The organism is Streptomyces sp. NPDC051738, from assembly GCF_044453205.1.
In the GTDB taxonomy this organism is placed as follows: domain Bacteria; phylum Actinomycetota; class Actinomycetes; order Streptomycetales; family Streptomycetaceae; genus Streptomyces.
The window spans coordinates 43,166-62,234 of sequence record NZ_JBITCM010000007.1 but is presented as its reverse complement, the minus strand read 5'-3'; the positions used below and the strand labels follow the sequence as shown (position 1 = coordinate 62,234).

General features: G+C 70.6%; 20 protein-coding genes and 1 riboswitch. Of the genes, 11 read left to right on the top strand and 9 right to left on the bottom strand.

Annotation, left to right across the window (positions count from 1 at the left end; all coding sequences use genetic code 11):
- The first annotated feature begins 287 nt into the window (after positions 1 to 287).
- Positions 288 to 902 (top strand): DUF4126 domain-containing protein, encoded by a 615-nt coding sequence (locus tag ACIA8X_RS17970; protein ID WP_399458657.1) that lies wholly within the window; start codon positions 288 to 290, stop codon positions 900 to 902.
- 55 nt (positions 903 to 957) lie between these two features.
- On the top strand, positions 958 to 2,499 hold the full coding sequence (locus tag ACIA8X_RS17965) for a phytoene desaturase family protein (protein ID WP_399458656.1): 1,542 nt from the start codon (positions 958 to 960) through the stop codon (positions 2,497 to 2,499).
- A gap of 72 nt (positions 2,500 to 2,571) precedes the next feature.
- On the opposite strand, the gene ACIA8X_RS17960 is transcribed toward ACIA8X_RS17965, so the two are convergent.
- The 6 genes from ACIA8X_RS17960 to ACIA8X_RS17935 all read right to left on the bottom strand — a co-directional run bounded on the left by ACIA8X_RS17960 (position 2,572) and on the right by ACIA8X_RS17935 (position 7,963).
- Positions 2,572 to 3,549 carry a hypothetical protein gene (locus ACIA8X_RS17960; protein ID WP_399458655.1) on the bottom strand — a complete coding sequence of 326 codons (978 nt, stop codon included), beginning with the start codon at positions 3,547 to 3,549 and terminating at the stop codon, positions 2,572 to 2,574.
- A 57-nt stretch (positions 3,550 to 3,606) separates the two neighbouring features.
- A complete protein-coding gene (gene metF, locus ACIA8X_RS17955; protein WP_393442424.1) occupies positions 3,607 to 4,530 on the bottom strand; it encodes a methylenetetrahydrofolate reductase [NAD(P)H] in 924 nt (307 codons plus the stop codon).
- 218 nt (positions 4,531 to 4,748) lie between these two features.
- Positions 4,749 to 5,411 (bottom strand): thiamine phosphate synthase, encoded by a 663-nt coding sequence (thiE, locus tag ACIA8X_RS17950; RefSeq protein ID WP_393442422.1) that lies wholly within the window; start codon positions 5,409 to 5,411, stop codon positions 4,749 to 4,751.
- 387 nt (positions 5,412 to 5,798) lie between these two features.
- Positions 5,799 to 6,164 (bottom strand): Rv2175c family DNA-binding protein, encoded by a 366-nt coding sequence (locus ACIA8X_RS17945; protein WP_093907004.1) that lies wholly within the window; start codon positions 6,162 to 6,164, stop codon positions 5,799 to 5,801.
- 150 nt (positions 6,165 to 6,314) lie between these two features.
- On the bottom strand, positions 6,315 to 7,532 hold the full coding sequence (locus tag ACIA8X_RS17940; protein WP_393442420.1) for an NAD(P)/FAD-dependent oxidoreductase: 1,218 nt from the start codon (positions 7,530 to 7,532) through the stop codon (positions 6,315 to 6,317).
- A 32-nt stretch (positions 7,533 to 7,564) separates the two neighbouring features.
- Entirely contained in the window at positions 7,565 to 7,963 is a 399-nt protein-coding gene (locus ACIA8X_RS17935) for a hypothetical protein (RefSeq protein WP_393442418.1), read from the bottom strand.
- A gap of 52 nt (positions 7,964 to 8,015) precedes the next feature.
- Positions 8,016 to 8,127: riboswitch (TPP riboswitch) on the top strand.
- Between ACIA8X_RS17935 and thiO the strand changes: the two genes are divergently transcribed.
- The 6 genes from thiO (at position 8,125) to ACIA8X_RS17905 (ending at position 13,850) form a co-directional block, all read left to right on the top strand.
- Complete coding sequence (gene thiO / locus ACIA8X_RS17930; protein ID WP_393442416.1) at positions 8,125 to 9,291, top strand: glycine oxidase ThiO; 1,167 nt, start codon at positions 8,125 to 8,127, stop codon at positions 9,289 to 9,291. (Overlaps the previous riboswitch by 3 nt.)
- Positions 9,288 to 9,500 carry a sulfur carrier protein ThiS gene (thiS, locus tag ACIA8X_RS17925; protein WP_393442414.1) on the top strand — a complete coding sequence of 71 codons (213 nt, stop codon included), beginning with the start codon at positions 9,288 to 9,290 and terminating at the stop codon, positions 9,498 to 9,500. The genes thiO and thiS overlap by 4 nt, the downstream gene beginning before the upstream one ends.
- A gap of 3 nt (positions 9,501 to 9,503) precedes the next feature.
- Complete coding sequence (locus ACIA8X_RS17920; RefSeq protein WP_393442412.1) at positions 9,504 to 10,298, top strand: thiazole synthase; 795 nt, start codon at positions 9,504 to 9,506, stop codon at positions 10,296 to 10,298.
- 118 nt (positions 10,299 to 10,416) lie between these two features.
- On the top strand, positions 10,417 to 12,360 hold the full coding sequence (pknB, locus tag ACIA8X_RS17915; RefSeq protein ID WP_393442410.1) for a Stk1 family PASTA domain-containing Ser/Thr kinase: 1,944 nt from the start codon (positions 10,417 to 10,419) through the stop codon (positions 12,358 to 12,360).
- Positions 12,361 to 12,394: 34 nt separating this feature from the next.
- Positions 12,395 to 13,288 carry a deoxyribonuclease IV gene (locus ACIA8X_RS17910; protein WP_393442408.1) on the top strand — a complete coding sequence of 298 codons (894 nt, stop codon included), beginning with the start codon at positions 12,395 to 12,397 and terminating at the stop codon, positions 13,286 to 13,288.
- A 76-nt stretch (positions 13,289 to 13,364) separates the two neighbouring features.
- Entirely contained in the window at positions 13,365 to 13,850 is a 486-nt protein-coding gene (locus ACIA8X_RS17905) for a DUF4396 domain-containing protein (protein ID WP_393442406.1), read from the top strand.
- Positions 13,851 to 13,871: 21 nt separating this feature from the next.
- Here ACIA8X_RS17905 and ACIA8X_RS17900 read toward each other — a convergent pair whose 3' ends face one another.
- Positions 13,872 to 14,504, bottom strand: coding sequence for a sulfite oxidase-like oxidoreductase (locus tag ACIA8X_RS17900; protein WP_393442404.1), 633 nt, complete (start codon positions 14,502 to 14,504; stop codon positions 13,872 to 13,874).
- Between the two features lie 175 nt (positions 14,505 to 14,679).
- Between ACIA8X_RS17900 and bfr the strand changes: the two genes are divergently transcribed.
- Complete coding sequence (bfr, locus tag ACIA8X_RS17895; protein WP_031483318.1) at positions 14,680 to 15,156, top strand: bacterioferritin; 477 nt, start codon at positions 14,680 to 14,682, stop codon at positions 15,154 to 15,156.
- Here bfr and ACIA8X_RS17890 read toward each other — a convergent pair.
- Together ACIA8X_RS17890 and ACIA8X_RS17885 are read right to left on the bottom strand one after the other, a co-directional pair.
- On the bottom strand, positions 15,153 to 15,386 hold the full coding sequence (locus tag ACIA8X_RS17890; RefSeq protein ID WP_393443241.1) for a bacterioferritin-associated ferredoxin: 234 nt from the start codon (positions 15,384 to 15,386) through the stop codon (positions 15,153 to 15,155). The two genes, bfr and ACIA8X_RS17890, sit on opposite strands and share 4 nt — an antisense overlap.
- A gap of 144 nt (positions 15,387 to 15,530) precedes the next feature.
- Positions 15,531 to 16,883, bottom strand: a complete 1,353-nt coding sequence (locus tag ACIA8X_RS17885; RefSeq protein WP_393442402.1) for a class II 3-deoxy-7-phosphoheptulonate synthase — start codon at positions 16,881 to 16,883, stop codon at positions 15,531 to 15,533.
- 95 nt (positions 16,884 to 16,978) lie between these two features.
- Between ACIA8X_RS17885 and ACIA8X_RS17880 the strand changes: the two genes are divergently transcribed.
- The gene (locus ACIA8X_RS17880; protein WP_071528813.1) at positions 16,979 to 17,035 is read left to right on the top strand and encodes a trp operon leader peptide; all 57 of its coding nucleotides are present in this window, start codon (positions 16,979 to 16,981) and stop codon (positions 17,033 to 17,035) included.
- A 127-nt stretch (positions 17,036 to 17,162) separates the two neighbouring features.
- Positions 17,163 to 19,058, top strand: coding sequence for an anthranilate synthase family protein (locus tag ACIA8X_RS17875; protein WP_393442400.1), 1,896 nt, complete (start codon positions 17,163 to 17,165; stop codon positions 19,056 to 19,058).
- Positions 19,059 to 19,069: the final 11 nt, after the last annotated feature.

Here is a 19,069-nt window from a genome sequence, read left to right as displayed (position 1 = left end):
CTCCCCCGTGTCCCCCGTCGGACCCCCGTTCGGTCGTTCCCCCGGGTCCCCCGGTCTCGCTCCCGCCGACGCCTGGTCGGCGGAAGGAGCGGATCCGGGGTCGCTCCGTTCCGGCGCCCCGTGTCGCCGGTGCCGGAGCCGATCCCCTTCTCCGTGCCTCCACTCTCTCGTTCACGCAGGTCGGGCCCCATCCGCGCGCGTACTCAACTCACCGACTAGGTACGCGTACTCAGACCTGCGCACTCAGGCCCAGGACCGCCCGTTGCCGAGTGGTTACGATCGCGTCCGTGTCGATACTCCCTTTGGTCTTCACGAGCGGCTGGGCCAGCGGCGTCAACGCGTACGCCGTGGTGCTGCTGCTCGGCGTCTTCGGCGCCACGGGCATGAGCGACGACGTGCCCGAGGCGCTGCAACGGCCCGATGTCCTGATAGCCGCCGGCGTGCTGTTCCTGTGCGAGGCCGTCGCCGACAAGATCCCGTACGCGGACTCGGCCTGGGACGCGGTGCACACCGTGATCCGGCCGGTCTCCGGCGCGGTCGTCGCGGCGCTGCTCGCCGGGCAGAGCGGGTCGCTCCCCGAGGTGGCCGCCGGCGCGGTCGGCGGTTCCACGGCGTTGCTGAGCCACCTGGTCAAGGCCGGGACGCGGATGGCGGTCAACACCTCGCCAGAGCCGTTCAGCAACATCGTGGTGAGCATCGCCGAGGACCTCGGGGTAGCCGCGATCATCACCTTCGCGATCTTCCACCCCGTGGGCGCGGCCGTGATCGCGGGCGGCCTGCTGTTCGCCGGTCTGTTCCTGCTTCTATTCCTCGCCTCACGGATCCGTCGCTTCCTGCGGCGCAGGGCCCAGCGACGCGAAGAGAAACGGCTCGCGCAGCCGGTGGGGCAACGGCCCGGCTGAGCTCCCGCCCGAGGCCCGCGGGCCGTTGTCAGTGGCGGCCGATAAAGTCCCTGACATGGCAAGGATTGTGGTGATCGGCGCCGGGATGGGCGCGATGGCGGCCGCTGCCCGGCTCGCCGTCGCGGGCCACCGGGTGGCGGTGTACGAGCGTACGGAGACGTACGGCGGAGCGGTGCGCCGCCTCGAACGCGACGGCTTCGGCTTCGACACGGGACCGGGGCTGCTCCCGCTTCCCGCCGTGTACCGCGACCTGTTCATCAAGACCGGCAAAGAGCCGCTGGAGGCGTGCGTCGAGCTGGTCCAGGTCGACCCGTCCGCTCGGCACGTCTTCGCGGACGGCACCGAGGTGTCCCTGCCGAACGCCTCGCGCGCAGGTGTGGTGACCGCCCTGGACGAGGCGCTGGGTGCCGGCACCGGCGACCGCTGGGGCGACTTCCTGGTCCGCGCCCGCGAGGCCTGGGACCGGACGCGCAGGCCGCTGCTGGAGGAGCCCCTGTGGCCGAACTGGCAGGAGCTGGCCGAGCGCGAGCCCTATCCGTCGGTCCCCCACAAGCGGTTCCTGCGCACCCGCCGAGCGGGCACGCTCGCCGAGGTCGGCGCCTGGGAACTGCGCGACCCCCGGCTCGTCGCCCTGCTGGAGAGCCACGCCCTCGCATACGGCCTGGACCCGGCCGTGACCCCGGCGAGCGCGGCGGTGCTGCCGTACCTGGAGCACGCCTTCGGGACCTGGTATGTGCGGGGCGGCATACGGGAGTTGGCGCGGGCGGTGTACGAGCGGTGCGTGGCCCGCAAGGTCGAGTTCCACTTCGGTGCGGAGGTCACCGGGGTCGTGGAGAAGGACGGCCGGGCGGTGGGGGTGGAGCTGGCTGGGGACGCCTCCCAGGCTTTCGGCTCTGGGGGAGGGACGGTGGTGGAGGCTGACACGGTCGTCGGCGGCGGACCGTGGCGGCTGAGCGACCTGGTGCACGGCCGTGAGCTGTACCGGGCGGAGGAGGTCGAACCGAGCGCCGAGGGCATGTCCCGAGGCCGGGTCGTGGTCTGCCTGGCGCTGCGCGGGGCGCGAGAAGTGGGCGCCGCGCACCGTACGGTCGTGCACTCCCCGGACCGGCAGGCCGAGTCGGACGCCCTCGAAGTCGGAGAGCCGCCCGCGCAGCCGACGGTCCGGATCGACCGGCCGGACGACCCGGCCCTGCGCCCCGACGACGCGCACGAGTCCTTGGTGCTCACGGCCACGGTGCCGTCACAGGCGCTGTACGACTGGACCGCGGCCGGCGCCGCCGACGCCTTCGCGGACCGGATGGTCGCCGTAGCGGAGCGGGCGATGCCCGGACTGCGCGAGCGGATCCTGTGGCGCGAGGTCCGCACACCCGTGGACACCCTGCGGGAGACGGGAGCCGAGGGCGGCGGTGTGCCCGCCCCCGCGCTGGCCGCGGCTCACGGGACCCTCCTGCACCCGTCCAACAGCACGCGGATACCGGGCCTGTTCACGGTCGGCGGCTGGTCCCACCCCGGCGGCGGTCTCGCTCACGCCGGTATGTCGGGCGCGCTGGTGGCCGGGCTGATCGTGGAGGGTCCGGAGTTCAGGGGCTCGCGGTGATGCGCAGTGCTGTGGCGGGGCTCGCGGTGATACCCGCGTAGACCTGCTGGTTTCCGGCGTCGGGCTCAGGCGTCAGAAACGGTACTGCTCGTCGTACCCCTGGCCCTGCCCCTGCTGCTGGCCGTCGCCCTGGTACGGGTACTGCTGCTCCGGCGGGAGTTCGCCGCCGTACGTCTCGTCGGTGCGCTGCTGTGGGACCCAGACACCGCCGGGCGGGGTCTCGCCGTAGGTGCCGGTGGCGTACTGCTGCTGGCCGGTCGCGTCGTAGCCGTACTGCTGCTGGCCGTAGGCGTCGTACGAGGTGCCGTCGTAGGTCTGGGTGCCGATGTACGGGTCGGAGTAGGCGGCGTACTGCTGCTGGCCGGTCGCGTCGTAGCCGTACTGCTGCTGGTCGTAGCCGGAGTAGCCGTCGTACGAGTAGCTCTGGTCGGCCGTCGCGTATTGGTCCTGGGGCTGGCCCGCGGCCTGGTAGTTCTGGTTGGCGGCGTAGGCGGGGTCGCTGTATATGCCGTACGAGCCGGTGTCCTCCGGCAGGGGCTGCGGCTCGTAGACCGAGGTCGTCTCCGCTGCCGTGGGCTGGGCCTGGCGCGAGGGCGTGAAGACGTCGTCGCGGTCGTAGTCATCGTGACCGTAACCGACGTTGTCCTGGCCGTACTTGGCGTTGTCGGGACCGTACGAACCGTCGCCGCCGCCGAAGCCTGCCTCGCTCGCCTGGAGATCGGAGACCTCCAGCGTCGGCTCCTGGCGCTCGGGCTCGCCGCGGCGGCGCTTGGCGGCGGCCAGCGGGCCCAGGGCCGGGGCGGAGACCGCCCAGCCGGCCGAGAAGCCGCGGCGGAACGACAACGTGACGTAGGTCTGGCCGACCGCGAACGCGGCCGCGCCCAGCCCGATGACGATGACGGACGGGATCAGCACCCCGACCACGACGCCGAGGAAGCCGACGAAGGCGAGCAGCCGCCAGCGCAGACGTGCCTTGTACTGCAGCAGCACCTCGCCCAACAGCCACAGCGCGACGATGCCGAACGCGATGTAGAGGACCGTCCAGCCCATGTACGCCCCTCTCCCAGTGGCCGCCTACGCAGTGTGACGTATGTCAGGACGGCCGGTCTAGGCCTGCGATGGGTGGTGCAGGCCCAGGTTCTCGTAGATTTCCAGTGTCGCCGTGGAGTTGTTGAGCGTGATGAAGTGCAGTCCTGGCACTCCTTCGGCCAGCAGCCGCGCGCAGAACTCCGTGGCGAACTCGATCCCGATCGAGCGTACAGCCGCCGGATCGTCCTTGGCTGTGAGGATCCGCTCTTTCAGAGCGGCCGGGAAGGCGGCGTTGGTGAGGGACGGGATCCGTTCCAGGGTCCGTGCGCTGGCGATCGGCATGATCTCGGGGATGATCGGGGTGTCACAGCCCGCGGCCGATACGCGGTCGCGCAGCCGCAGGTAGTCCTCCGGTTCGAAGAACATCTGGGTGATCGCGTAGTCCGCGCCGGCCCGGCATTTGTCGACGAAGTGACGGACGTCCGCGTCCCAGTCGGCGGAGCGCGGGTGCATCGCGGGGAAGGCCGCGACGCCCACGCAGAAATCTCCGGACGCCTTGATCAGTTCGACGAGTTCGGCGGCGTAGGTGAGGCCCTGCGGATGCCGCACCCAGTCGCCCAGCGGGTCGCCGGGCGGGTCGCCGCGCAGGGCCAGCATGTTGCGGATCCCGGCGTCGGCGTACTGGCCGATGATGTTGCGCAGGTCAGCCACCGAGTGGTCGACCGCGGTGAGGTGGGCGATCGGGGTGAGCGTGGTGTCCGAGGCGATCGCCTCGGTCGCCTTGACCGTGCCCGCGCGGGTGGAACCGCCCGCGCCGTAGGTCACGGAGACGAAGTCGGGTCCCACCGCCTCGACCCGGCGCAGCGCGTTCCACAGGTTCCGCTCGCCCTTCGGGGTTTTGGGCGCGTAGAACTCGAAGGAATACGTCGTCCTGCCGGTCGCGAGCATCTCGCGCACGGTACGAGCGTGGTCCGACCTGATGGATGCGGTGCCTAGGGCCATACCCGCAGGTTAGCCAGGGGGCCCCGGTCCCCCAACCAAGAACCGGAAATTTGCCCGATTTGTCAGGGCGTTGTCCACCCCTTGGACAAACCCGTGGACAACAGGGGTCATAAATGGGCCCTGCGGTGGGTCGGCGGAGTCCCGAAACCAGGGAACGCGGCCGGAGGCTGACCACTGGCTGAGAATGGGCGGTCCTGAATCTGAGACGCGGGCGCCCGCTACATCTGCCGCAGCCGCTTCGCGAACTCCGTCGCCGCCGCGCCCGGGTCGTCCGCCTCCGTGATCGCCCGTACGACGACGACACGGCGGGCACCCGCCTCCAGCACCTGATCGAGGTTGGCGAGGTCGATGCCGCCGATGGCGAACCAGGGGCGGTCCGTGCCGAGGGCGGCCGTGTGGCGGACCAGGTCGAGGCCGGGGGCGTGGCGACCGGGCTTGGTGGGGGTGGGCCAGCAGGGGCCGGTGCAGAAGTAGTCCACACCCTCCTGAACGGCGGCCGCGTCGGCCTCGGACTCGGCGTGCGTGGAGCGGCCGATGAGGACGTCGTCCCCGAGGATCGCGCGGGCGGCGGGGACCGGGAGGTCGCCCTGGCCCAGGTGCAGGACGTCGGCGCCGGCGGCATGGGCCACGTCGGCGCGGTCGTTGACCGAGAAGAGCTTGCCGTGCCGGGCGCAGGCCTCGGCGAAGACCTCCAGGTGCTCCAGTTCCTCGGCCGCCTCCATGCCCTTGTCGCGCAGCTGCACGATGTCCACACCACCGGCCAGGACGGCGTCCAGGAACTCCGCGAGGTCGCCCTGCCGCTTACGGGCGTCGGTGCAGAGGTAGAGCCGCGCGTCGGCGAGCTGGGTGCGGGCGGTGGCTGCGGCGGTGGTGTCGGACATGCGGTTCCCTCTGTGGTCGGGTGGCCGGGCGGGGCGTCGGGCCGGTGGTGTCAGGCGGGTGGCGTCAGGCGGGGGCAGCGGCTCGTGCCGGACGGTGGCACGGTAGCCGCAGCCGGGCGCGCGGGCAGGGCAGGTGCCGAGCATGGCGGCGCACCCACCGGGGCGCGTGGACCTGGCCGCCCGTGCCGGGCCGACGCCCCGTACCCCGAGCGCGAAGAGCACATACCGTCCCTGCGGCGGCCTCACTTCCGGCGCCGCGGCGAGGGAGCCTACGTATCGATATGTCGATGGGCGTATGGGCCGGGCGGCCGCAGTCAACCATGACCGTGGCCCGCAGGAGCGGTCCCGGCCCATACGCCGAACGGTGTTCAGATGCGGTTGTTCAGATCAGACGGCGAGCGCCTGGGCGCGACGCTTCACCTCCGTGCCGCGATTCTCACTGAGCGCCTGCGCGGGCGTGCCGGGCAGGCTGTCATCGGGGGTGAAGAGCCACTCCAGCATCTCCTCGTCCGTGAAGCCGTCGTCCCGCAGGAGCGTCAGGGTCCCGGACAGGCCCTTGACGACCTTGTCCCCGTCGATGAAGGCGGCAGGGACGTGCAGCGCGCGGTTCTCACCACGGCGTACGGCGATGAGCTGGCCCTCCTTGACCAGCTGCCGCACACGCGTCACCTCGACGTCCAGCATCTCTGCGATGTCGGGGAGGGTGAGCCAGGCGGGGACGAGAGCATCGATCTTTGCGTCAATCTCGGTCACGGTTACAAGCCTGCCATCTGCCACTGACAGTCGGAAGTCAGGACGGTCCACCGGGGAGGACCTGTTGGAGTGACACGCCGGGTCACCGCCCGTACGACACCGCCCGCGCGACACCGCCCGTACGGCACGCCCCCCCACACGCCACCGCCGCTACGCCACCGCCGCCTTCATCGGCCGCGCCGGATCCGCCAGCAGCTCCGGGTCCATCGGCGTGCCCGCCTCGATCAGTCGCCGCCCCTGCGCCAGGTCCCTCGGCCGGCCCACCGCCAGCAGGGCGACCAGTCTGTCGCCCTTCAGCCAGCAGACCGTCCACGCCGGGCCCGACGGGTCGCCGCGCCACAGGGTCGTGTCGGCTGCGGCATGGTGCCCGGCGTACTGGACGAAGCGGCCGAACTGCTCGGACCAGAAGTACGGGACCGGGTCGTAGACCGCGGCGGTCTCGCCGAGGATGTTCGCGGCGACCGTGCGCGGGCCCTGGAGGGCGTTGTCCCAGTGGTGGACCAGCAGGCGCTCGCCATACCTTCCCGAAGGAAAGGAGGCGCAGTCGCCGACCGCGTAGATGTCCGGTACGGAGGTGCGCAGGTGGTCGTCGGCCACGACGTCGCCGTGCGCGCCGAGCTCGATGCCCGAGCCGGCCAGCCAGGCCGTGGCGGGCCGGGCTCCGATGCCGACCACGACGGCGTCCGCCGACAGGAGCGAGCCGTCGTCGAGGATCACCATGCCGGGCTCGACGCGCTCCACGCGCGCGTGCGTGCGCAGCGCGGTCCCGCTGTCCGCGTACCAGGAGGTCATCGGCGCGGCCACCTCCGCGGGCAGCGCACCCGCGAGCGGCCGGTCGGCGGCCTCCACGACCGTCACAGCGCAGCCCGCCTCGCGCGCGGCCGTGGCGAACTCCGCGCCGATCCAGCCCGCACCGACGACCACGATCGCGTGCTGCCGGGCGAGCACCGGCCGCAGCCGCTCGGCGTCGTCCAGGGTGCGCAGCAGATGCACGCCGGGCACGCCCTCCGCGCCCGGCAGCCGGATCGGTTCGGCGCCGGTGGCGAGCACGAGGACGTCGTACGGGACCGGCCCGCCCTCGGTGTCCAGTTCATGGTCGGCCGGGCGCACGCCCAGCACCTCGCGCCCCAGCCGGAGCTCGATCCCGAGTGCCTCGAAGTCGACGTCGAAGGCGGAGCCCTCGGCCTTGCCGAGCAGCACTGCTTTGGACAGGGGCGGCCGGTCGTACGGCTGGTGGGGTTCGGCGCCGATCAGCGTGACCGGGCCCGTGAAGCCCTGTTCCCGAAGGGCGACCGCCGTCTGGACACCGGCCATACCGGCGCCCGCGACGACCACCCTGCGCTGCGACTGCGTCGTCTGCTCGCTCACCTGATCACCATAGACAACTGACAATTCGTCAGTCAGGAGTCGTGCGCCGTGACCTGCTCCACAGCCCTGTCCGGCATCCGCTCCACAACCTCGTCCGGGACCTGCTCCACCACACTGGTGCCGCTGCCCGGCTGCGACTCCCACTCCCAGTTCTCCTCCAGCCGCACCCGCCCGTCGGCCAGCTCGACCACGGTCGACACACAGTGCCCCGACGACGTGGTCCCGTCCCGCTTCAGCTGGACGTACCGGAAGTCCAGCCGGTCGCCTTCCCTGATGCCCACGAGATGCCCGCGTACGACGTCTCCGCCCGCGTACTCGGCCCAGATCTCGCCGTCCTTCTCGCGGTAGGTGAACCGGGTGCGGGTACCCACCTGACCTGGGGCTTGGTCCGCTACGGGGGCGAGGACGAGACCGTCGAGCGAGCGGGCCATGGGGCGAGGCTCCCTTACTGAGGCATACGGCGGCGGGCTAGGGTGGCCAACGTAAAGCACTCGCGGGAGCCCGGACGCACCGGGCTGAGAGGGAGGCTGGCGGCCTCCGACCGTACGAACCTGATCCGGGTCATGCCGGCGAAGGGAGGGGCTGGACGCCCATGTCGCGTATGCGAACGTCAGACGTCCTTGTCATCGGGGGCGGAATCATCGGCCTGGTCACGGCGTGGCGGGCCGCACAGCGCGGGTTCACGACGACCGTCGTGGACCCCGAGCCGGGCGGCGGCGCCGCCCAGGTGGCCGCCGGAATGCTGGCCGCCGTCACAGAACTGCACTACGGCGAGCAGACCCTGCTGGGCCTGAACCTCGCCTCGGCCCGCCGCTACCCGGACTTCGCGGCCGAACTCACCGACCTCACGGGCCACGACCTCGGCTACCGCCGCTGCGGCACGCTCGCCGTCGCGCTGGACTCCGACGACCGCGCCCATCTGCGGGAACTGCACACCTTGCAGCGCCAGTCAGGCCTGGAGTCCGAGTGGCTGTCGGGGCGTGACTGCCGGCGCCTGGAGCCGATGCTCGCGCCGGGCGTGCGCGGGGGGCTCAGGGTGGACGGCGACCACCAGATCGACCCGCGGCGGCTGGCCGCGGCACTGGTGGTCGCGTGCGAGCGGGCCGGCGTGGTCTTCCACCGGGCCTGGGCCGAGCGCCTCGACGTCGTACGGGAGCGGGCCGCGGGTGTCACCGCATCCGACGGCACCGCGCTGGGCGCGGGCCAGGTGGTCCTCGCGGCCGGCAGCCTGAGCGGGCGGCTCTCCGGGGTCCCGGACGCCGTACTGCCTCCCGTACGCCCGGTGAAGGGCCAGGTGCTGCGGCTGACCGTGCCGAAGCGGTACGCGCCGTTCCTGAGCCGGACCGTGCGGGCCGTGGTGCGCGGCAGCCAGGTGTATCTGGTGCCGCGCGAGAGCGGGGAGCTGGTCGTGGGGGCGACGAGCGAGGAGCTGGGCTGGGACACGACGGTGACCGCGGGCGGGGTGTACGAGCTGCTGCGCGACGCCCATGAGTTGGTGCCGGGCATCACGGAACTGCCGCTCACCGAGACGCGGGCCGGTCTGCGCCCCGGCTCTCCCGACAACGCGCCGCTGCTCGGCCCGACCGAGCTGGACGGGCTGTTGCTGGCCACCGGGCACTACCGCAACGGCGTGCTGCTGACGCCGGTCACCGGGGACGCCATGGCGCACGTCCTGGCCACCGGTGAACTCCCGGACGAGGCCCGTCCGTTCACGCCAAGGCGGTTCGGCGCCGCGGCCCTCACGGAGCAGCTCGCATGAACTCCCCGGTCACCATCTCGGTCAATGGCGAGCGTCGGCAGATCGAGCCGGGCACGGCTCTCGACACGCTCGTGAAGTCCCTCAGCGCGGCGCCCTCCGGAGTGGCCGCCGCCCTCAACGAAACCGTCGTCCCGCGCGCGCAGTGGGCGTCGACGTCCCTCTCCGAAGGGGATCGCGTCGAGGTCCTCACCGCCGTCCAAGGAGGCTGAACCATGGCCGACGATCCCTTTGTCATCGGCGGTACGTCCTTCACGTCCCGTCTGATCATGGGCACGGGCGGAGCGCCCAGCCTGGAGGTTCTGGAACGGGCGCTGGTGACGTCCGGGACGGAGCTGACGACGGTCGCGATGCGGCGCGTGAACCCGTCGGTGCACGGGTCCGTACTGTCCGTGCTGGAGAAGCTCGGGATCCAGGTGCTGCCGAACACGGCCGGGTGCTTCACGGCGGGCGAGGCCGTGCTGACGGCCCGCCTCGCGCGCGAGGCGCTCGGTACGGATCTGATCAAGCTGGAGGTCATCGCCGACGAGCGGACCCTGCTGCCGGACCCGATCGAACTGCTGGACGCGGCGGAGACGCTGGTGGACGACGGGTTCACCGTGCTGCCGTACACGAACGACGACCCGGTGCTGGCGCGGAAGCTGGAGGACGTCGGCTGTGCGGCGATCATGCCGCTGGGGTCGCCGATCGGCTCGGGACTCGGCATCCGCAACCCCCACAACTTCCAGCTGATCGTGGAGCACGCGCGCGTGCCGGTGATCCTGGACGCGGGGGCCGGTACGGCGTCGGACGCGGCGCTCGCGATGGAGCTGGGCTGCGCGGGTGTGATGCTCGCCTCGGCCGTGACGCGGGCGCAGGAGCCGGTGCTGATGGCCGACGCGATGCGGCACGCGGTGGAGGCGGGGCGGTTGGCGTACCGGGCGGGGCGGATTCCTCGGCGGCATTTCGCGGAGGCGTCGTCTCCCGCGGAGGGCCTGGCGAGGCTGGACCCCGAGCGACCCGCATTTTGAACGCACGTTCGATGAAGGTCGTCGAGCTGTGAGGCGTCCGTCACAGGTCAGCTTCAGTCCCGCCCCGATCCCGGCCGCAGCGGCGGGTGTGTCAGTGACGGCTCGTACACTCGCCTGCGTGGATACGACCCTTCAGGACCCTCTGGTCGGGCAGGTGCTCGACGGCCGGTATCGCGTGGACGCGCGGATCGCGGTCGGCGGGATGGCCACGGTCTACCGGGCCGTGGACACCCGCCTCGACCGCGTCCTCGCGCTCAAGGTGATGCATCCCGCACTGGCGGTCGACGGGGTGTTCGTCGAGCGGTTCATCCGCGAGGCGAAGTCCGTCGCCCGGCTCGCTCACCCCAACGTCGTGCAGGTCTTCGACCAGGGCACCGACGGGTCGTACGTCTATCTCGCCATGGAGTACGTCGCGGGCTGCACCCTGCGTGACGTCCTGCGTGAGCGCGGGGCGCTCCAGCCCCGGGCCGCCCTGGACATCCTGGAGCCGGTGCTCGCCGCCCTCGGCGCCGCACACCGCGCCGGGTTCGTGCACCGGGACATGAAGCCCGAGAACGTCCTCATAGGGGATGACGGCCGGGTCAAGGTCGCCGACTTCGGACTCGTGCGGTCTGTGGACACCGTGACCAGCACCACCGGTGCCGTGCTCGGCACCGTCTCCTATCTCGCGCCCGAGCAGATCGAGCAGCCCGGCGCCGCCGACGCCCGTGTCGACGTGTACGCGTGCGGTGTCGTCTTCTACGAGATGCTCACCGGCGACAAGCCGCACGACGGGGACTCCCCCGCCGTGGTGCTCTACAAGCACCTGCACGAGGACGTTCCGCCGCCCTCGGCGATCGCGCCGGGCCTGGCGTACGAGCTCGACGAGCTGGTCGCGTCGGCCACCGCGCGCACCCCGGACCTCCGCCCGTACGACGCCGTCGCACTGCTCGCGCAGGCCCGCGAGGTCCGCGCCGCGCTGACCGCCGAGCAGCTGGACGCGGTGCCGCCGCAGGCGCTCACGGCGGAGCACAGCAACGCCGACGACCGTACGAGCGTGATCCCGCGCGCGCTCAACATCCAGCGGCCGCTGCCGGTGAACGAGGACGAGCCGGATCGCGAGGCCCTTTTCAACCGGACCAGCCGGCTGCAGACGCCGCCTCCGCCGCCACCCGGGCGCCGGTCACAGACCTCGCGTGGCCCGCGCGGCCCGCTCCTCATCGTCGCAGCCGTCCTGCTGGCCCTCGGCCTCGGTGTCGGCGTCTGGTACATCAACTCCGGCCAGTTCACCAAGGTCCCGCCGCTGCTCTCCAAGACCGAGACGCAGGCCAAGGACCGGCTGGAGGACGCCGGGCTCGACGTCGGAAAGGTCGAGCGCGCCTACAGCGACACGGTCGAGCGGGGCACCGTCATCAGCACGGATCCGGGGACGGGCGCCCGCATACGGCACAACGACTCCGTGAACCTGGTCATCTCGCAGGGACCGGAGACGGTGAAGGTGCCCGACCTCCAGGGCTACCCGCTGGCCAAGGCGAGGACCGAGCTGAAGGAGAGCGGACTCCAGCCGGGCATGGTGACCCGGGAGTTCAACGACGACGTCACCAGAGGCTCCGTGATCTCCTCGGACCCCGGGGACGGCACCAAGGTCCGCTCCGGCGCCGCCGTCGCGCTCACCGTCAGCAAGGGCAGCCCGGTGGACATCCCGGACGTCACCGGCGGGAGCCTGGCGGACGCGCGGGCCGAGCTGCAGGAGGCCGGCCTGAAGGTCAAGGTCGCCTCCGCGCGGGTCAACTCCGAGTTCGACGCGGGCCAGGTCGCCCGGCAGTCACCGGCCGACGGCGGCCAGGCAGCCGAGGGCGACACGGTGACGCTGACGCTGTCCAAGGGCCCGGAAATGATCGAGGTCCCGGACGTGGTCGGCGACAGCGTCGACGACGCCAAGGCCGAGCTGGAGGCCGCCGGCTTCCAGGTCGACGAGGACCGCGGCCTGCTCGGGCTGTTCGGCGACACGGTCAAGAAGCAGTCCGTGGACAGCGGCGAGACGGCACCCAAGGGGTCGACGATCACCATCACCATCCGGTGACCGGGCGGTCCGGACCGCATGACACCCTGAGCGGGTGAGAAGTCAGCAGTCCGGCACCGCCCTCACGGGCCCCTCCCGCAACCCCGTCGGCGGCCACGTCCCCGTGGCCGGCGGCCTCAGCTCCGTCGGGCTCACCTACGCCCACGACCTCAAGGCCGAGACGGTCCAGGTCTTCGTCGCCAACCCCCGCGGCTGGGCCACGCCCACCGGGAACCCGCGCCAGGACGAGGAGTTCCGCGCGGTGTGCGAGGCTGAGTCGATCCCGGCGTATGTGCACGCGCCGTACCTGATCAACTTCGGCTCGCACACCGAGGCGACCGTCGAGAAGTCGGTGGAGTCGCTGCGGCACTCGCTGCGCCGCGGGCGGGAGATAGGCGCGCTCGGCGTCGTCGTCCACACCGGCAGCGCGACCGGCGGCCGTGAGCGCTCGGTCGCCCTGAAGCAGGTACGGGAGCACCTGTTGCCGCTGCTCGACGAGCTGACCCACGACGACGACCCGTATCTGCTGCTGGAGTCGACGGCCGGACAGGGGGCCTCGCTCTGTTCACGGACCTGGGACTTCGGGCCCTACTTCGAGGCGCTGGACGCGCATCCCAAGCTGGGCGTCTGCCTGGACACCTGCCACATCTTCGCCGCCGGCCACGACCTGACCGGCCCGTCCGGTATGCACCAGACGCTCGACCTGCTGGTGGACACCGTCGGCGAGGGCCGGCTGAAGCTGATCCACGCCAATGACTCCAAGGACGTCGTCGGCGCCCACAAGGACCGGCACGAGAACATCGGCGCAGGTCACATCGGTGAGGACCCGTTCCGCGCGCTGATGACCCACCCGGCGACGGAGGGCGTACCGCTGATCATCGAGACGCCCGGCGGGAAGGAAGGGCACGCGGCGGACGTGGAGCGGTTGAAGAAGCTCCGGGACGCATAGCCTGTTACGGAATACCCCAGGGGGGTACACGGTTCCTGCTCGGTACAGGAACCGTGACCTGGCATTGGGGGCCTTCATGCAGAACGAAGCGCACGCGGTACACGCTCACCACCACGAGGCGGCTGCCACCAGCACCTGGGCGATGGCCGTCCGGGCGACGCTGCACTGCCTCACCGGCTGTGCCATCGGCGAGGTGCTGGGCATGGTGATCGGCACCGCGCTCGGCTGGAGCACCGTGCCGACGCTCATCCTGGCGATCATCCTGGCCTTCTTCTTCGGTTACGCGCTCACCCTGCGCGGAGTCCTGAAGGCCGGCCTCGGCCTGCGGGCCGCGCTCAAGGTGGCGCTGGCCGCGGACACCCTGTCCATCGCCGTGATGGAACTGGTCGACAACGGCGTGATCGTGCTGTGGCCGGGCGCCATGGACGCCGAGCTCGCCGACCCGCTGTTCTGGTGGGTGCTGGCCATCGCACTGGCCGTCGCATTCGTCCTGACGACGCCGGTCAACAAGTGGATGATCGGCCGGGGCAAAGGGCATGCGGTGGTGCACCAGTACCACTGAGAGCCGGCGAGAGAGCAGGAGTCAGAGCTCGGGCCCGTCCCCGGGCTCCTCCTGGTACGAGTAGCGCTGCTCCGTCCACGGGTCGCCGATGTTGTGATAGCCGCGCTCCTCCCAGAAGCCGCGGCGATCGGCGGTCATGTACTCCACGCCGCGGACCCACTTGGGCCCCTTCCAGGCGTACAGATGGGGGACGACCAGACGGAGGGGGAAACCGTGCTCCGCCGTGAGCAGTTCGCCGTCCTTGTGGGTGGCGAAGATCGTGCGCTCGGAGGCGAAGTCGGCGAGGCGGAGGTTGGAGCTGAAGCCGTACTCGGCCCAGACCATCACATGAGTGACGGAAGGGGCGGGCGGGGCGATCTCAAGGATCGTGCGGGCCGGGATGCCGCCCCACTCCGCACCGAGCATGCTGAACTTCGTGACGCAGTGCAGATCGGCGACGACGGTCGTGTACGGCAGAGCCGCGAACTCCTCGTGGGTCCAGCAGCGCTTCTCGCCGTCGGCGGTGGCCCCGAACACCCTGAACTCCCAGCGTTCGGGCCGGAACTTCGGGACGGGGCCGTAGTGCGTGACCGGCCAGCCACGCTGAATTCGCTGTCCCGGCGGAAGCTCGGAGTGTGCTGCTGCTCCACTTTCGCGCTCCACCGGCTGACCCATGACTCCATCCTGACAGACCCGAAGCAGTGCACCTGACCCCACCTCCCTCAATTCGCCACAAACTGGACTAAGCATGCACTTACTTACTAAGTGAAGACTTACTGGACGATCTTTGTCACCGGTGCAATCATGCGGCGCAACCTGCCAGTTCCCCCGCTTGGAAGGAGCCTCTGCGATGCAGGGCGACCCCGAGGTCCTCGAATTCCTGAACGAGCAGCTGACCGGCGAGCTCACCGCGATCAACCAGTACTGGCTGCACTACCGGATCCAGGACAACAAAGGCTGGACCAAGCTCGCCAAGTACACGCGTGAAGAGTCCATCGATGAGATGAAGCACGCGGACAAGCTCACCGAGCGCATCCTCATGCTGGACGGCCTGCCCAACTACCAGCGGCTGTTCCACGTGCGGGTCGGGCAGACGGTCACCGAGATGTTCCAGGCCGACCGCCAGGTCGAGGTCGAGGCGATCGACCGCCTCAAGCGCGGGATCGAGGTGATGCGCACCAAGGGCGACATCACGTCCGCGAATCTCTTCGAGTCGATCCTCGAGGACGAGGAGCACCACATCGACTACCTGGACACCCAGCTGGAGCTGATCGACAAGCTCGGTGAGGCGCTCTACATCGCGCAGCAGATCGAGCAGCCGAGCTAGGCGGCGTCCTCAAGGTCGGAGAGCAAGGGCTGACCCCGGTCGGCCAGCTCCCGGCGTGGGCAGGCACCCCTGCCCAGGAGCGCCTGGATACGGCGCACACACGACCCGCAGTCCGTGCCGGCCTTGCAGGCCGAAGCTATCTGGCGGGGGGTGCAGGCACCGTCCTCCGCGTGCTTCTTGACCTGCTGCTCGGTGATGCCGAAGCAACTGCAGACGTACACGCGGTTCACCTCCCGGCGGGATCGATGTGCCATCCCCTTGATCGGTGAGGCTAACCTAACCTTACCCGTCACACAGGAACCGTAAAAGTGGAGTGGGGCGCGGATCGTATGTGATCCGCACCCCACTACACATGCCGGTAACAACCGAACTGGTTACTGGTCCCTGTACATCTCCGCGACGAGGAAGGCCAGGTCAAGCGACTGGCTGCGGTTGAGCCGAGGGTCGCAGGCCGTCTCGTAGCGCTGGTGCAGGTCGTCGACGAAGATCTCGTCGCCGCCGCCCACGCACTCGGTGACGTCGTCACCGGTGAGCTCCACGTGGATGCCGCCCGGGTGGGTGCCGAGGCCCTTGTGGACCTCGAAGAAGCCCTTGACCTCGTCGAGCACGTCGTCGAAGCGGCGGGTCTTGTGGCCGGAGGCCGCCTCGAAGGTGTTGCCGTGCATCGGGTCGGTCACCCAGGCGACCGTGGCACCGGAGGCGGTGACCTTCTCGACCAGCTCGGGGAGCTTGTCGCGGACCTTGTCGGCGCCCATGCGGACGATGAAGGTCAGCCGGCCCGGCTCACGCTCCGGGTCCAGGCGCTCGATGTACTGGAGCGCGTCCTCGGCCGTCGTCGTCGGGCCGAGCTTGATGCCGATCGGGTTGCGGATCTTCGAGGCGAACTCGATGTGCGCGTGGTCCAGCTGCCGGGTGCGCTCACCGATCCACACCATGTGCGCGGAGACGTCGTACAGCTGCCCGGTGCGGGAGTCGACCCTGGTCAGCGCGGACTCGTAGTCGAGCAGCAGCGCCTCGTGCGAGGAGTAGAACTCGACGGTCTTGAACTCCTCCGGGTCCGCCCCGCAGGCGTGCATGAAGTTCAGCGCCTGGTCGATCTCGCGGGCGAGCTGCTCGTAGCGCTGGCCGGAGGGGGACGACTTCACGAAGTCCTGGTTCCAGGCGTGCACCTGGCGCAGGTCGGCGTAGCCGCCGGTGGTGAAGGCGCGCACCAGGTTGAGCGTGGACGCGGAGGCGTTGTACATCCGCTTCAGGCGCTCGGGGTCCGGGATGCGGGCGGCCTCGTTGAAGTCGAAGCCGTTGACCGAGTCGCCGCGGTACGTCGGCAGGGTCACGCCGTCGCGGGTCTCGGTGCCCTTGGAACGCGGCTTGGAGTACTGGCCGGCGATGCGGCCGACCTTCACGACCGGCACCGAGGCGGCGTACGTCAGCACGGCGCCCATCTGAAGCAGGGTCTTGAGCTTGTTGCGGATCTGGTCCGCGGACACCGCGTCGAAGGCCTCGGCGCAGTCGCCGCCCTGGAGGAGGAACGCCTCTCCCTTGGCGACGGCCGCCATCCGGGCGCGCAGCTGATCGCACTCGCCCGCGAAGACGAGCGGCGGATACGACTCCAGCTCCGCAACAACTGCGCGCAGAGCCTCGGTGTCGGGGTACTCGGGCTGCTGCGCCGCGGGCAGGTCTCGCCAGGTGTTGCCAGCACTCGTGCTGGTCTTAGCGTTCACGGTCACGTCTCAACATTACGGGGTCGTGTCGGGCGTCCTGCCCCATGCCCAGCAATTGAGACACGAGGTACACGACTCGGACATGGGGTAGGGTGCCTCGCATGTTCGCGCACTCGACCCAGAACTGGTGGTGGACCGCTCATCCGGCGGCCCACTGACTGCGCGTACGCAAGACTTCGCGAAGGCCGCCTGAGGGCGGCCTTCGGCGTTTCCGGGGTCGTTCCTCACCGGCATCGAATCGACATCGATACCGACGTCGATACGGACATCGACGGAAGAGGATCCATGGACCTGACCCAGCTCCTGCACGACCCACGCCCCTTCGCCCTGCTCCGTCGCCGCACCCCGGGCCACGATCACGAACTGATCGAGGTCCTCATCGGCCCGGTCAGCACATACGACCGCCTGGCCGACCTCCCCGACGAGGGTCTGGCCCTCGTCCCCTTCCGCCAGATCCGCGAGCGCGGCTTCGACGTCCGCGACGACGGCACGCCCCTGGCGGTGCTCACCCCCGAGGAGTCGTACGGCATCCCGCTGGCCGAAGCCCTGGAGCAGCTCCCGTCCCACGACGTGCGCGTCGAGGGCGGTGGCTTCGACGTCGGCGACGAGGAGTACGCGGAGATCGTCGGGCGGGTGCTGCGGGAGGAGATCGGACAGGGCGAGGGCGCGAACTTCGTGATCCGGCGGACGTACGAGGGTGAGATCGCCGGGTTCGGACGTGCCGATGCCCTGAGTCTGTTCCGGCGGCTGCTGGAGGGCGAGCGGGGCGCTTACTGGACGTTCGTCGTGCACACCGGGGAGCGCACGCTGGTCGGGGCGAGCCCTGAGGTGCATGTGCGGATGTCCGGCGGGACCGTGATCATGAACCCGATCAGCGGGACGTACCGCTACCCCGCCGAGGGGCCGACGCCCGAGCATCTGCTCGACTTCCTCGCCGACGGCAAGGAGATCGAGGAGCTGTCGATGGTCGTCGACGAGGAGCTCAAGATGATGTGCACCGTCGGCGACATGGGCGGGGTCGTCGTCGGACCCCGCCTCAAGGAGATGGCGCACCTCGCGCACACCGAGTACGAGCTGCGCGGCAAGTCCTCGCTCGATGTGCGGGACGTGCTGAAGGAGACCATGTTCGCGGCCACCGTCACCGGGTCGCCCGTGCAGAACGCCTGCCGGGTCATCGAGCGGCACGAGGTCGGCGGGCGTGGCTACTACGCGGGGGCGCTGGCCCTGATCGGCCGGTACGCGGGCGGCGGGCGGGAAGGTTCTGTCGGGGCCCAGACCCTCGACTCCCCCATCCTCATCCGCACCGCCGACATCGACGCGGACGGCGGGCTGCGGGTGCCGGTCGGCGCCACGCTCGTGCGCGGGTCGGACCCCGAGAGCGAGGTCGCGGAGACCCACGCGAAGGCCGCGGGAGTGCTGGCGGCCTTGGGCGTACGTCCGTCACGGCCGCGTGGGGAGCACGCGCGCGTGCATCTCGCCGACGATCCACGCGTGCGTGCCGCGCTCGATGGGCGCCGGGCGTCGCTCGCCCCGTTCTGGCTGCGGATGCAGGAGCGGTCCGAGGAGCTGGCCGGACATGCCCTGGTCGTCGACGGGGAGGACACCTTCACGGCGATGCTGGCGCACGTCCTGCGGGCGAGCGGCCTGGAGGTGACCGTCCGGCGCTACGACGAAGCCGGGCTGCGGGAAGCGGTGGTCGCACATGAGGGGCCGGTCGTGCTCGGCCCCGGGCCGGGTGACCCGTCCGACCTCACCGACCCGAAGATGCGGTTCCTGCGCGACCTCACCGCCGAGGTGATCGGGAACAACCGGCACGGCGTCCTCGGCGTCTGCCTCGGGCACGAGCTGATCGCGGCCGAGCTGGGGCTGGAGATCGTACGGAAGGAAGTGCCCTACCAGGGCGCGCAGACGACGATCGACCTGTTCGGGCGGCCGGAGACGGTCGGCTTCTACAACAGCTTCGTGGCGCGCTGCGACGAAGAGGCCCTGCAGGAGCTCACGGCGCACGGCGTCGAGATCAGCCGGGCCGGCAACGGGGAGGTGCACGCGATGCGCGGGCCCGGCTTCGCGGGGGTGCAGTTCCACCCCGAGTCGATCCTCACCCTGAACGGGACTGCCGTCGTAGGGGAGTTGGTGGGCCGGCTGCGCGGCACGTTCCCCGAGCGGCAGCCGGCCTCGTAGCGGCGGATTTC